Origin of the sequence: Klebsiella sp. WOUb02, from assembly GCF_050058015.1 — a bacterium.
GTDB lineage: Bacteria > Pseudomonadota > Gammaproteobacteria > Enterobacterales > Enterobacteriaceae > Klebsiella.
Map to the genome: position 1 here is coordinate 2,429,570 of NZ_CP170110.1, position 13,392 is coordinate 2,442,961.

Consider the following 13,392-nt stretch of genomic DNA (forward strand, 5'->3'; position numbering starts at 1 on the left):
TCCTTCAAACCTTAGGCGCGGGTATGTTAGTCGGATAATAATTCTACCTGCATCCTCTAATAAGAACCTTTAAGTGAATCTATGGCAATGAATCAGACCGCTCAACCCCTATCCGGCTCCGCTGCGCCGCCGCAAAAAGCGCGCACCTCGTTTGGTATTCTGGGGGCCATCAGCCTTTCCCACCTGCTGAACGACATGATCCAGTCGCTGATCCTGGCGATCTACCCGCTGCTGCAATCGGAGTTTTCCCTCACCTTCGTGCAGATCGGCATGATCACCCTCACCTTCCAGCTCGCCTCTTCGCTCCTGCAGCCGGTGGTGGGCTATCTGACCGATAAGCATCCGATGCCGTGGTCGCTACCCGTCGGCATGTGCTTTACCCTCTGCGGGCTGGTGCTGCTGGCGCTGGCGGGAAGCTTTGGCACGGTGCTGCTGGCCGCCGCGCTGGTCGGTACCGGCTCCTCGGTCTTCCATCCGGAATCCTCGCGGGTGGCGCGCATGGCCTCCGGCGGACGCCACGGTCTTGCCCAGTCGCTATTCCAGGTTGGCGGAAACTTTGGCAGCTCTCTGGGCCCGCTGCTGGCGGCGGTTATCATTGCCCCTTACGGTAAAGGCAACGTCGCCTGGTTCGTGCTCGCCGCGCTGCTGGCCATCGTCGTGCTGTCGCAAATTAGCCGCTGGTACGCCGCGCAGCATCGGATGAACAAGGGTAAACCTAAGGCCGTCATCACCAATCCGCTGCCCAAAAATAAGGTTATTCTGGCGGTAAGCATCTTGCTGATGCTTATTTTCTCGAAATACTTCTATATGGCGAGCATTAGCAGCTATTACACCTTTTATCTGATGGATAAGTTTGGCTTATCGGTGCAAAACGCGCAGATTCACCTGTTTATCTTCCTGTTCGCGGTTGCCGCAGGAACAGTGATTGGCGGGCCTGTCGGCGATAAAATTGGGCGGAAATACGTAATTTGGGGCTCAATCCTCGGCGTAGCGCCGTTTACCCTTATTTTACCGTATGCCAGCCTCGAATGGACGGGGATTTTGACCATGATTATTGGTTTTATCCTCGCATCGGCGTTTTCTGCGATTCTGGTTTACGCTCAGGAGCTATTACCGGGTCGAATTGGCATGGTTTCCGGCCTGTTCTTCGGTTTTGCATTCGGGATGGGCGGCCTGGGAGCCGCGGTGCTGGGGCTGTTGGCCGACCATACCAGCATCGAGCTGGTCTATAAAATCTGCGCTTTCCTGCCTCTGCTGGGTATATTGACGATATTCCTCCCTAACAATCACCAAAAAGCGTGATTATACGGCGACCAAAGTGAAAATTTGACCGCCGTAATCCCTTAGCCCATCGGGATCGCCCCAACATTACCTGCCCTGTTTTCCGATCTGTGCTTTTTTGCGGGATAATTCCAGTTTTTAGAAGAATTCAATAATTATTCATAAACAAATCCGCTAAAAGTGTCATAAACTATTACTCAGTTTTTTAGGTTTATGCGCAATATCATTCGAGTTGCATCAAGGCCGCGGGCTAAGCAAACGCGCGAAGCCAGGCCGAAACGGCCAGCAGGATGGTGTGCTTTAGACCGAAAATGGATTGGCTCACCACATGCAAGGAGACGGAATGCACCACGCAACACCGCTTATCACCACCATTGTCGGCGGGCTGGTCCTCGCTTTTATCTTTGGCATGATTGCCAATAAGCTACGTATTTCTCCACTGGTGGGCTATTTATTAGCGGGCGTACTCTCCGGCCCCTTTACCCCGGGTTTTGTTGCGGACACCAAACTGGCGCCAGAGCTGGCCGAGCTTGGGGTCATTTTGCTGATGTTCGGCGTCGGTCTGCATTTCTCTTTAAAAGATTTAATGGCGGTAAAGTCGATCGCCATTCCCGGCGCGATTGCCCAGATAGGCGTGGCAACGCTGCTAGGTATGGCGCTTTCCGCAATGCTCGGCTGGTCGCTGATGACCGGTATCGTTTTTGGTTTGTGTCTTTCTACCGCCAGTACCGTGGTGCTGCTGCGCGCGCTGGAGGAACGCCAGCTTATTGATAGTCAGCGAGGGCAAATCGCCATCGGCTGGCTAATCGTCGAAGATTTAGTGATGGTGCTAACGCTGGTCCTGCTGCCCGCCGTCGCCGGAATGACGGAAAAAGGCGACGTCGGCCTGGCGTCGCTGGCCGTGGATATGGGCATCACCATCGGCAAAGTTATCGCCTTTATCGCCATTATGATGCTGGTTGGCCGCCGCCTGGTGCCGTGGATTATGTCGCGCAGCGCCGCCACCGGTTCGCGCGAGCTGTTCACGCTTTCGGTGCTGGCGCTGGCGCTGGGGATTGCCTTCGGCGCGGTTGAACTGTTTGATGTCTCCTTCGCCCTCGGCGCATTTTTCGCCGGCATGGTGCTGAACGAATCCGAGCTCAGCCACCGCGCCGCTCACGATACGCTGCCGCTTCGCGACGCGTTCGCGGTGCTGTTCTTTGTTTCCGTTGGCATGCTGTTCGACCCGATGATCCTGCTGGAGCAGCCGCTGGCGGTGCTGGCAACGCTGGCGATTATCATCTTCGGTAAGTCGGTAGTGGCCTTCTTCCTCGTGCGGATGTTCGGCCACTCCCCGCGCACCGCGCTGACCATCGCCGCCAGCCTGGCGCAAATCGGCGAGTTCGCCTTTATCCTCGCCGGCCTCGGCATGGCGCTGGATCTGCTGCCGCAGGCCGGGCAAAACCTGGTGCTGGCCGGGGCGATTATCTCCATTATGCTCAACCCGGTGCTGTTCGCGCTGCTGGAAAAATACCTCGATAAAACCGAAACCCTCGACGAGCAAACACTCGAAGAGGTGCTGGAAGAAGAGAAGCAAATTCCGGTCGATATCTGCAACCACGCGCTGCTGGTGGGCTTCGGCCGCGTCGGCAGCCTGCTCGGCGAGAAGCTGATGGCCCAGGGGATTCCGCTGGTGGTTATCGAAACCTCGCGCACCCGCGTGGACGAGCTGCGCGAGCGCGGCATCCGCGCGGTGCTAGGCAATGCGGCAAACGAAGAGATTATGAATCTGGCGCATCTGGACTGCGCCCGCTGGCTGCTGCTGACCATCCCCAACGGCTACGAGGCGGGAGAAATCGTCGCCTCAGCGCGTGAGAAATGCCCGAATATCGAGATTATCGCCCGCGCGCACTACGATGACGAAGTGGACTATATTATCGAACGCGGCGCGAACCAGGTGGTGATGGGCGAGCGGGAAATCGCCCGCGCCATGCTGCTGCTGCTGGAAACGCCGCCGGCGGGGGAAGTGGTTACCGGCTAAACTCTGCCGCCCTCTCGCCTCGGCGGAGGGCGCACTCCTGTCAAACGATTTCCCTCCCCCTGCGGCGAGGGAAACGCGCCTAGCGGTCCCAGTACGCCTCTTCGAGGCTGTCTTCACGCTCCGGCAGTCCGCGGGTTAAACGCGGCGAGTGCTGATTCAGCACCTGATAGCTGACGCGGTTCGCGTATTTGCACACCTGCGCCAGCGAGGAGTAGGTCAGCCACCTGCACCTGTGCTTGCTGGAGTTGGGGACGTTGTTACGATGGTAGTTATTCGCCGTAATATCGTGCAGCAGCGCCGCCAGCGCGCCGTCGCCGGCGCCGTTGGTATTCATGATTTTCTCCGGCCCGCCCATGTACGGGGCAATGTGCGAGTAGATACGCAGCGGGTTTTGACAATCCTGATGGCGCATCGCGCGGCTGAACTCATACTGATTAAATTCGGCAATGGCCCCCGGCAGCAGCGGATGCTGGGTTTTACGTTTCGCCTCGTCTTCGGTGAAGCCGGCCATATACAGGCCCGCAGGCCCGGCGGTGCATAGCACCAGATCCACCCACTCCAGCGCCTTATCCGAAGCCAGCAGCGGATCGGCAAACCCGGTCAGCGCCTCGGCCTCTTCTTCGTTCATCGCCAGGATCGAGACATTGTCCTTCAGAAAGGTTTGCCACCACTGCGGGTTATCGGCAATCACGTATTTGGTGCCCAGCGTCAGCACCACCGGCACGTCGTGTTTTTTCGCGTACTCAATCGCTTTCATCGTGGCGTCCGGCATCGGTTCGCCGGGCTTGCAGCGCACCAGATAGGAGGTCAGGACCAGCGCTGAAGCGCCGGCAATCACCTCTTCCGGAATACTTTCCGGACGCAGCTTATTCATGTGCCCCGGGCTGATGGCGAAGGTGCGTTCGCCGGAGTCGCCGATCAGGGTGAAGCAGCGGCCGATCGCCCCGTCCACGCCCTGAAGATAGTTAAGATCGGTACGGCTGGAGGTATTACAAAGATAGCGATAGGCGTAGCCGCCGATGTCGATATTGCTGCACATCACGCCGAGCAGCACCGAGCGATCGTCCGCCAGCACCGAATAGTTGTGCATGGTATTGCCGATGGTGCCGCCGGCAAACTGATGGGTGATCAGCTCGTTGCGCAGCAGATCCTGATAAAGCGCCTCGGCGATATCATCTTCAATCACCAGCGAATGGCCGGCGCTGAGGCCGTAGCGCGCAATAAACGCCTCATCCACTTTCGCTTCGATATCCACCAGCGTCTGATCGATGCCGACCACCCAGGAAATAGCGGCTTCATTTTCCGGCTGAATTTGCTGCAGCAGCGGATCGCGGGCATTGACGGGAAAGTAGTGTTTAGATTTGCGTTTACCGGGAAATTTCATAGTGGTGATTTAGTGGCAGTGGACAGGCTGGGAATAGTAGCATATTCCCCGTGCCGCACGCGATTAGCGATACGCTGCCGTCAGATTAACCATCACCTCAATATGCGCGGCCTCGGCGTTGAGAGCCGGAATATACTCATACTTCCGCCCGCCGGCCTCGAGGAAGAACTCGCGGTTCTGCACGGCGATTTCCTCCAGCGTCTCCAGGCAATCGGCGGAAAAACCGGGGCAGAGAACCTGGACGTGCTTCACGCCCTTCTCGCCCAGCATTTTCAGCGTCTCGTCGGTGTACGGAGTCAGCCACGGTTCGCGGCCAAAGCGCGACTGGTAGGTCATCATCACCCGCTCGGGAGGGAGATCCAGCGCGGAAACCAGCTCCCGGGTGGTGTCGCGGCAGCGCTGCGGATAGTCGTCCCCTTCGCGGGCGTAACGCTGCGGAATGCCGTGATAGGAGAGCAGCAGCACGTCCGGCTCGCCGTGTTCGGCAAACGAGGCGCGAACGCTGGCGGCGAGCGCGGCAATATAGCCCGCGTCGTCGGCATAATCGCGGATAAAGGAGATCCCGGGGATCGCCCGTTTTTTGCCGAGGATCCGCGCCAGCTCATCCCATACCGCCGCAACGGTGGAGCAGGAGTACTGGGGATAAAGCGACAGCACGATGATATGGTCAACGCCCTGGCTCAGCAGCTCATCCACCGCGCTTGCCAGCGACGGCGAACCGTAGCTCATCCCCAGCGCCACCGGCGTTCCCGGCAGTCTGGCGGCCAGCGACTGCTGCTGCTGACGGCTGTAGACCATCAGCGGCGACCCCTCTTCCATCCATACCGACTGGTAAAGCTTCGCCACCCTTGGTGAGCGCAGGGGGAGGATGACGCCGCGCAGCAGCGGCCACCACAGCAGACGAGGCGTATCCACGACCCGCTTATCGCTCAGAAATTGTCGCAGATAGCGCTTCACCGCGTCGGGGGTGGGCGCATCGGGAGTGCCTAAATTGGCCAGCAAGATACCTGTTTTCGTCTGATGCATTACCGCCTCTTAACCATTTGAATCGCAGCCAATTGTAGCTGAAATGGCGCTAAACGGAACCAATCATAGAAAAAGGTAGAATGAGAGGTGTTCTCATCCCGCCAAAACGGGATGAGAACGGACGGGATTAACCGAGGATTTTTTCCAGCTCAACGCGGACTTCAGCCACGGCTTTGGTGCCATCAACTTTGGCGTAGCGGGTGTTGCCCGCCTGCGCTTCTTTCTGGTAGTAGCCGATCAGCGGCGCGGTCATCTGATGATATTCCACCAGGCGCTTACGCACGGTCTCTTCCTGATCGTCTTTACGAGTGGTCAGCTCTTCGCCGGTCACGTCGTCTTTACCTTCAACCTTCGGCGGGTTGAATTTGATGTGGTAAACGCGGCCGGAAGCGGCGTGGACGCGGCGGCCGATGATGCGATCGACGATCAGTTCGTCCGGCACGTCAAACTCAAGAACGTAGTCAACGGCGATGCCCGCTTCTTTCATGGCGTCAGCCTGGGGAATGGTGCGCGGGAAGCCGTCGAGCAGGAAACCGTTGCGGCAATCTTCCTGAGTAATACGCTCTTTCACCAGCGCAATCACCAGCTCATCGGTCACCAGCTTGCCGGCGTCCATAATGTCTTTAGCTTGCTTACCCAGCTCAGAGCCAGATTTCACAGCCGCGCGCAGCATGTCACCGGTAGAGATTTGCGGAATACCGTATTTCTCCATGATGAACTGAGCCTGAGTTCCTTTACCCGCGCCCGGAGCGCCAAGCAGAATAATACGCATTACGAAAATCCCCTCAAAAGTCGATTCTATTTTTCAAAAACGCTAAACCATACCACCAGAACGCAGATGGCTCAAGGAAGGCGGAGCGGCTGAAACGGTTAATGGGCAGTTTATTTTGGCTGAAGAGGGTATTTCACAAGGTTGGGGCAAATCCCCTCCCCCGTATCGGGAGAGAGGATGGAGGGAGATAATTACGACGCCAGCAGACTGGTTCATGCGACGGATAAACTGGTTAGGATCTTCCAGCGTACCGCGCTCGGCCAGCAGCGCCTGATCGAGCAGCAGCTCAACCCATTCGCCAAACTGCGCCTCATCCTGGGTATCCGCAGCGCGTTTAACCAGCTGATGAGCCGGGTTCAGCTCGAAGATATACTTCACTTCCGGCGCCGACTGGCCCGCAGCGGCGAACAGCTTCGCCATCTGGGTGCTCATTTCGTCCGCATCGGTGGTGACGATGGCCGGCGTATCGGTCAGGCGATGGGTCAGGCGGACCTCTTTCACCCGCTCGCCCAGCAGCGTTTTCACGCGGTCAACGAACGGCTCCAGCGCCTTTTCGGCCTCTTTGGTGCTTTCATCGACTTCGTCCGCCAGCTTATCCAGCGACTCGTCGGTTTTGGCCACCGACTGGAACGCCTTGCCGTCGAACTCGGTCAGGTAGCTCATCATCCACTCATCGATGCGGTCAGAGAGCAGCAGCACTTCGATGCCCTTCTTACGCAGCAGCTCGAGGTGCGGGCTGCTCTTCGCGGCGGCATAGCTGTCGGCGGTGATGTAGTAAATCTTCTCCTGCCCTTCTTTCATGCGCGAGACATACTCTTCCAGCGACACGGTCTGCGCGGCGGAGTCGGTATGCGTACTGGCGAAGCGCAGCAGCTTAGCGATGGTCTGCTGGTTCGCGGCGTCTTCCGCCGGTCCCTCTTTCAGCGCCAGGCCGAACTGCTGCCAGAAGGTCTGATATTTTTCGCCATCGTCTTTCGCCAGCTTTTCCAGCATCTGCAGCACGCGCTTGCTCAGCGCGCTGCGCAGGTTGCGAGTGACGCTGCTGTCCTGCAGGATTTCGCGCGATACGTTCAGCGGCAGGTCGTTGGAATCAACGAGGCCGCGGACAAAGCGCAGGTAGTTAGGCATGAACTGCTCGGCGTCGTCCATGATGAAGACGCGCTGAACGTACAGCTTCAGGCCGTGTTTATGATCGCGGTTCCACATATCCCACGGCGCCTGGGACGGGATGTACAGCAGGCTGGTGTACTCCTGCTTGCCTTCGACGCGGTTGTGGCTCCAGGTCAGCGGATCGCTATAGTCGTGGGCAATGTGCTTATAGAATTCGTGGTATTCGTCGTCTTTAATTTCCGACTTATTGCGGGTCCACAGCGCCTGCGCCTTGTTGATTTTCTCCCAGGAGATAACGGTTTCGCCGTCAACTTCTTCCTGTTTTTCAATCTCTACCGGCAGCGCGATATGGTCGGAGTATTTGCTGATGATTGAGCGTACGCGCCAGTCGTTGAGGAAATCATCCTCGCCTTCGCGCAGATGCAGGGTGATCTCAGTCCCGCGATCGGCTTTGGTGATATCGGCGACGGTGTAGTCGCCTTCGCCGACGGACTCCCAGAATACGCCGTTGTCGGCGCTATCGCCCGCGGCGCGCGTGCGTACCGTCACCTTATCGGCAACGATAAACGCGGAGTAGAAGCCGACGCCAAACTGACCGATCAGCTGGCTATCTTTGGCCTGATCGGAACCCATCGATTCGAGGAACGATTTAGTGCCGGATTTGGCAATCGTCCCAAGATGATCGATAACCTCGTCACGATTCATACCGATGCCGTTGTCGGCGATGGTCAGGGTGCGGTCGTCTTTGTTAAAAGAGACCCGCACGCGCAGCTCACCGTCGCCCTCGTAGAGATCCGGCTGAGACAGCGCGCGAAAGCGCAGCTTGTCGGCCGCATCGGAGGCGTTGGAAATAAGCTCGCGCAGGAAGATTTCTTTATTGGAATAGAGGGAATGGATCATCAGGTGCAGAAGCTGTTTTACTTCTGACTGAAAACCGCGAGTTTCTTGTCCTTTCATCTAGCTTAACCTCAACAATGCCATGTTTAATGGTAAAAAAACCGTTGAGTGTGAGATGGGGACGGGAGGAAAATTTTTCAAGCAACGGCCGCGAAAAATGCCCTGATACTCTAAATAATTCAGGCTGCAGGCAGCTCGCGCGCCCGCAGCCTGAACGTCGGGCTACAGCCGAATCTTATGCCGTCCGGCGAGGGAGTGCGACAGCGTGGTGCCGTCAACCATCTCCAACTCGCCGCCGACCGGCACGCCGTGGGCGATGCGGCTGGCCTCTACGCCGTACTGCGCGCAGAGTTCGGCAATGTAGTTGGCGGTCGCTTCGCCTTCCACCGTGGGGTTGGTGGCAAGGATCACTTCCTGCAGCGATTCGTCACGCAGCCGCTGCTCCAGGCGGTCAAGCCCGATGTCATCCGGTCCGATGCCGTCAAGCGGCGACAGGTGGCCCATCAGGACGAAGTAGCGGCCGGAGAACTGCCCGGTCTGCTCAATAGCGTAGATGTCCGCAGGACTCTCCACCACGCAGATCTGCCCGTTCTCCCGGCGGCGCGGGTTGCTGCAAATATTGCACACCTCCTGCTCGGTGAAGGTGCGGCAATCGGCACAGTGGCCGATTTCCGACATCGCGCGCGTCAATGACTGCGCCAGACGCATCCCGCCGCTGCGATCGCGCTGAAGTAGCGTAAACGCCATGCGCTGCGCCGACTTCGGGCCAACGCCCGGCAGGCAGCGCAGCGCTTCCATAAGCTGAGTTAACAGCGGGCTGGTTTGCATCAGAACGGCATCTTAAAGCCAGGCGGCAGCTGCATACCGGAAGAGACGGAGGCCATCTTCTCTTTCTGGGTCTCTTCGATGCGGCGCGCCGCGTCGTTGAAGGCCGCAGCCACGAGGTCTTCCAGCATCTCTTTGTCATCTTCCAGCAGGCTTGGATCGATCTCCACGCGACGGCAGTTGTGCGCGCCGTTGATGGTGACCTTAACCAGCCCCGCGCCGGATTCACCGGTCACTTCCAGCTGCGCGATCTCTTCCTGCATTTTCTGCATTTTGTCCTGCATCTGCTGGGCCTGCTTCATCAGGTTACCCAGGCCGCCTTTTCCACCAAACATAGGCTTCTCTCTCAGTAGGTCATCGTTAAGGATGATGATGGCAAGTCGAACTTGTCATCAAATGGGGCGAATACTCTCTTCATCCAGGTCCGCATCGAAGAATCGGCGCAGCGTCTGAATGTTGTTATCCGCAATAATCGCTTCACGCGCCTGCGTGAGCTTCTCTTCATAAATTGCCTGCCGCCACTCCAGCGGCGTGCGCATCGCGGGATTATCGTCTTCCACGATGGTCAGTTCAACCGGCGCGCCGTATAAAACGCCGAGCGCTTCCGCCAGCTTTTGCTGCGCACCCGCGGAGTTGAGATGCCGCTGGCTCGGGCGCAGATGCAGGCAGATACGGCTGCCATCCTGCTCTTTCCACGCGTTGAGCGCCACCTGCTCAACCAGTTTCGGCACCGCAAGCTGGTTAACTTCCGCCGCCCAGCTATCGCGGTCAACCGCCTCAACGGCAAGTTTTGCCGCCAGCTCCGGGGTTTTCTCATGCTCCAGCGCTTTCTTCAGCGCCTTCGGCGTGGCGACTTCTTCCTTCACCGTTTCGACGATAGTCGTCGATTTCCAGCGATAGGCTTCTTTCCTGGCCGGGGCCTGCTCCAGCGCCGCTGCAGCAGGACGTGCCTGCACGCGCTCGGTAATCGAACTCAGACGCTCCAGCGCAGAGTTATTCACCGGCCGCGCGCGGGATGCGGCTGCCGGCTCACTCTTTTTTGGGCTGGGTGCTCCCTGATTACGCTGCAGACTGGCTGCGCGCCGCCAGAACCTGGCTGGTATTCTGCGGCAAATTCTGCGGCGGCGGCGGCTGAACCGGCGCCGCCGCCACGGCCTGCGTTGGCGCGGCGGCTACCGCCGGCACTGGCCGGGTCTCCGGCTCGGGCAGCGGCTTATGCGGATGGAAAGCGAGCGCACGCAGCAGGGTCATCTCGACGCCCATGCGCCGGTCCGGGGCATAGGGCAGCTCTTTACGGCCAATCAGCAGCGTCTGATAGTATAACTGTACATCGGCAGGCGGCACGGTGCGCGCAAGCTCGCGCATCCGCTGCTCTATCGCGGCCATTTCGGCGCCGAGCGCCGAGGGCGACAGCTGTACCATCGCGATGCGGTGCAGCAGGCTCTGCATCTCGACCAGCAGCGCCTCCCACTCAACGCCGCGCGACGCGGCCTCGTTAACGCCGGCCATCACCCGCTCGCCGTCGGCCGCCACCAGCGCCTCAATTAAAGAGAGCGCCTGGTCATCATCCAGCGTGCCGAGCATCGCGCTAACCGACTCCGTCGTCAGGCGACCATCGCCGCTGGCAATGGCCTGATCGGTGAGGCTCAGGGCATCACGCAGGCTGCCGTCCGCCGCACGCGACAGCAGCTGCAGCGCGCGGGGTTCAAAGGCAATCTGCTCTTCGCCGAGGATATGCTCAAGCTGATGGCGGATCTGCTCGACGTCCAGCGCCTTCAGATGGAACTGAAGGCAGCGCGACAGGATCGTCACCGGCAGCTTTTGCGGATCGGTGGTGGCCAGCAGGAATTTGACGTGCGCGGGCGGCTCCTCCAGCGTTTTTAACAACGCGTTGAAGCTGTGGCGCGACAGCATGTGGACTTCATCGATCAGGTAGACTTTGAAGCGGCCGCGGGCCGGCGCGTACTGAACGTTGTCCAGCAGATCGCGGGTATCCTCGACTTTCGTCCGCGAGGCGGCATCGATCTCGATCAAATCGACGAAGCGCCCCTGCTCTATTTCACGACAGTTGTCGCACACGCCGCACGGCGTGGCGGTAATGCCGGTTTCACAGTTCAACCCTTTTGCCAGCAGGCGCGCAATGGAGGTTTTACCTACCCCGCGGGTGCCGGAAAAGAGATAAGCGTGATGGATGCGCCCTAACGACAAGCCGTTCGCCAGTGCGGTCAGCACATGTTCCTGGCCGACGACGTCAGCAAAGGTTTGTGGGCGCCATTTACGGGCTAAGACCTGATAACTCATGGGCTGGCTCTGAAACGCTGGAAGGTGAAATCACGAAGGGGCCATGCTATCACAGCCCCGCCGGATCGGCGAGGCCATGTATCGGGAAATGCTTAGTGACCCGGGAACGGAACCAGGCTATAGCTGCTGATGCCCAGCTTATCCAGACGCTGCTCGCCGCCCAGATCGAACAGATTGATGACAAAAGCGGCATCCTGCACCTCACCGCCCAGACGGCGGATCAGCTTGACGGTCGCATCGATGGTGCCGCCGGTCGCCAGCAGATCGTCAACCACCAGCACCTTGTCGCCTGCTTTGATGGCGTCAACGTGGATTTCCAGGCTGTCGGTGCCGTACTCCAGCTCGTAGCTCTCCGCGATAGTTTCCCGCGGCAGCTTGCCCGGTTTACGTACCGGAACGAAGCCAACTCCCAGCGCCAGCGCAACCGGTGCGCCGAACAGGAAACCGCGCGCTTCGGTGCCCACCACCTTGGTGATGCCGGCATTTTTGTAACGCTCGGTCAGCAGCTCGATGCTCAGAGCATAGGCCTGCGGATCTTCCAGCAGGCTGGTGACATCACGGAAAAGAATACCCGGTTTCGGGTAGTCCTGAATGCTTTGGATGCTGTTCTTCAGATATTCAAGCTGCTGTGCAGTTGCGGTCATAGGTTTATGCCTGATCAAAACGGTGTTACTCACGGACGCGCCAAACGGGCCAGGGAAACATTTGCTTAACCTTTGACCAGGCGTATCCGCGCTCGAAAACGCTCGAATTTACTGGCTGTCAGCGACAATTGCAACAGGCATTATGGCGCATCAGCGCTTTTGTTGCTTTGCATCAACCACCGGAATACGCCACATAAATAGCAGCAGGCAGGCCAGAATCACCAGCAGCATGATGCGTACCCACGTAAGCTTAACCAGCCACAGGGAAATGGCAAAGGTCAGTACGATCATCGCTATCGCCCGCGGCTTGGCGCCGGGCGGCATGGCGCGATACTGCTGCCAGTGGCGCAAATAGCCGCCAAACCACGATCGGTACAGCAGCCAGTGGTGAAAACGCGGCGACGAGCGGGCAAAGCACCAGGCTGCCAGCAGAATAAACGGCGTCGTCGGCAATAAAGGCAGGAAGACGCCCAGCGTTCCCAGCACTACCGCCAGCCAGCCAATGATGATTAAAATAATACGTGACATAATGCGAATCGTTATCAAGCAGAGAAGGCTACTGTAGCACAGTTGCTTATCAGACCAGGGAGGAGTTATTTGAAAACAACCCGGCTTTTACACTCGCTGGAAGAGCAGCTTGCCCGGCTGGCCGCGGAGGTCGCACCGCTGGCCAACCATGCAACGCTGAGCGCCCGCTTCGATCGCCAACTGTTCCGTACCCGCAGCACGCTGATGCGGGCCTACCTGGATGAAGCCCGGGATAATTTTGCCAAATTACAGCAGGCCGTTGCGCACCAGCAGCTGCCGCAGGTTGCCTGGCTGGCGGAGCGCCTGAGCGCGCAAATTGCCGCCATCAGCCGCGAGACGGCGACCTGGCCGCTGCGCAGGCTGGGACAGCGCGTCATCCGGGCTGGGGCGCTGGCAGCGGCGTCGGCTGAAGCACCAGGAGTATGAACGCCGCCTGCTGGCTATGCGCAACGACCGCCAGCGGCAGTGGCGGCAGGCAACGACGCTGGATGAACAGCAGCGCCTGGCAAAAGAGGTTGATGCCTATGCCGGACGGCTGGCCCGCTGCCGCGATGCGCTGGAAAAAATAGAGAGCGTGCTGGCCCGCCTGACGCGCTAACAGAAG

9 protein-coding genes, 3 pseudogenes and 1 other annotated feature are annotated in these 13,392 nt (G+C 58.8%); of the genes and pseudogenes, 3 read left to right on the plus strand and 9 right to left on the minus strand.

Translation table 11 applies throughout. The annotated features are described in order from the left end of the window. Window positions 1-81 precede the first annotated feature (81 nt). Together ABOC21_RS18630 and ybaL are read left to right on the plus strand one after the other, a co-directional pair. Window positions 82-1,302 (plus strand): MFS transporter, encoded by a 1,221-nt coding sequence (locus ABOC21_RS18630; RefSeq protein WP_426812835.1) that lies wholly within the window; start codon window positions 82-84, stop codon window positions 1,300-1,302. A gap of 322 nt (window positions 1,303-1,624) precedes the next feature. Beyond that, on the plus strand, window positions 1,625-3,301 hold the full coding sequence (gene ybaL / locus ABOC21_RS18635; protein ID WP_426812836.1) for a YbaL family putative K(+) efflux transporter: 1,677 nt from the start codon (window positions 1,625-1,627) through the stop codon (window positions 3,299-3,301). Between the two features lie 79 nt (window positions 3,302-3,380). Here ybaL and ABOC21_RS18640 read toward each other — a convergent pair whose 3' ends face one another. From ABOC21_RS18640 to ABOC21_RS18680, 9 genes and pseudogenes are all read right to left on the minus strand, one after another. Beyond that, window positions 3,381-4,685, minus strand: a complete 1,305-nt coding sequence (locus tag ABOC21_RS18640) for an inosine/guanosine kinase (protein WP_426812837.1) — start codon at window positions 4,683-4,685, stop codon at window positions 3,381-3,383. 63 nt (window positions 4,686-4,748) lie between these two features. After that, complete coding sequence (gene hemH / locus ABOC21_RS18645; protein WP_426812838.1) at window positions 4,749-5,711, minus strand: ferrochelatase; 963 nt, start codon at window positions 5,709-5,711, stop codon at window positions 4,749-4,751. A gap of 127 nt (window positions 5,712-5,838) precedes the next feature. Further along, the gene (gene adk, locus ABOC21_RS18650) at window positions 5,839-6,483 is read right to left on the minus strand and encodes an adenylate kinase (RefSeq protein ID WP_426812839.1); all 645 of its coding nucleotides are present in this window, start codon (window positions 6,481-6,483) and stop codon (window positions 5,839-5,841) included. A 207-nt stretch (window positions 6,484-6,690) separates the two neighbouring features. Beyond that, window positions 6,691-8,550: pseudogene (gene htpG, locus ABOC21_RS18655) on the minus strand (molecular chaperone HtpG); the annotation flags it as partial. Between the two features lie 162 nt (window positions 8,551-8,712). Continuing rightward, window positions 8,713-9,318, minus strand: a complete 606-nt coding sequence (gene recR / locus ABOC21_RS18660) for a recombination mediator RecR (protein WP_426812840.1) — start codon at window positions 9,316-9,318, stop codon at window positions 8,713-8,715. Beyond that, on the minus strand, window positions 9,318-9,650 hold the full coding sequence (locus tag ABOC21_RS18665) for a YbaB/EbfC family nucleoid-associated protein (RefSeq protein WP_176917575.1): 333 nt from the start codon (window positions 9,648-9,650) through the stop codon (window positions 9,318-9,320). The genes recR and ABOC21_RS18665 overlap by 1 nt, the downstream gene beginning before the upstream one ends. A gap of 57 nt (window positions 9,651-9,707) precedes the next feature. Next, window positions 9,708-11,616 (minus strand): annotated as a pseudogene (dnaX, locus tag ABOC21_RS18670) (DNA polymerase III subunit gamma/tau). Then, window positions 10,311-10,375 (minus strand) — a sequence feature (DnaX frameshifting element). Its footprint overlaps the pseudogene before it by 65 nt. Before the next feature lie 92 nt (window positions 11,617-11,708). Further along, window positions 11,709-12,260, minus strand: a complete 552-nt coding sequence (gene apt, locus ABOC21_RS18675) for an adenine phosphoribosyltransferase (RefSeq protein ID WP_426812841.1) — start codon at window positions 12,258-12,260, stop codon at window positions 11,709-11,711. Window positions 12,261-12,410: 150 nt separating this feature from the next. Next, window positions 12,411-12,788, minus strand: coding sequence for a DUF454 family protein (locus ABOC21_RS18680; protein ID WP_426812842.1), 378 nt, complete (start codon window positions 12,786-12,788; stop codon window positions 12,411-12,413). Between the two features lie 69 nt (window positions 12,789-12,857). Here ABOC21_RS18680 and priC point away from each other — a divergent pair. Further along, window positions 12,858-13,386: pseudogene (gene priC, locus ABOC21_RS18685) on the plus strand (primosomal replication protein N''). Window positions 13,387-13,392 lie beyond the last annotated feature (6 nt).

Bases quoted from the DNA above. Each gene is read 5' to 3' on its own strand.
- ABOC21_RS18630 (WP_426812835.1), top strand. From the start codon at position 82: ATGGCAATGAATCAGACCGCTCAACCCCTATCCGGCTCCGCTGCGCCG.
- ybaL (WP_426812836.1), top strand. From the start codon at position 1,625: ATGCACCACGCAACACCGCTTATCACCACCATTGTCGGCGGGCTGGTC.
- ABOC21_RS18640 (WP_426812837.1), bottom strand. From the start codon at position 4,685: ATGAAATTTCCCGGTAAACGCAAATCTAAACACTACTTTCCCGTCAAT.
- hemH (WP_426812838.1), bottom strand. From the start codon at position 5,711: ATGCATCAGACGAAAACAGGTATCTTGCTGGCCAATTTAGGCACTCCC.
- adk (WP_426812839.1), bottom strand. From the start codon at position 6,483: ATGCGTATTATTCTGCTTGGCGCTCCGGGCGCGGGTAAAGGAACTCAG.
- recR (WP_426812840.1), bottom strand. From the start codon at position 9,318: ATGCAAACCAGCCCGCTGTTAACTCAGCTTATGGAAGCGCTGCGCTGC.
- ABOC21_RS18665 (WP_176917575.1), bottom strand. From the start codon at position 9,650: ATGTTTGGTGGAAAAGGCGGCCTGGGTAACCTGATGAAGCAGGCCCAG.
- apt (WP_426812841.1), bottom strand. From the start codon at position 12,260: ATGACCGCAACTGCACAGCAGCTTGAATATCTGAAGAACAGCATCCAA.
- ABOC21_RS18680 (WP_426812842.1), bottom strand. From the start codon at position 12,788: ATGTCACGTATTATTTTAATCATCATTGGCTGGCTGGCGGTAGTGCTG.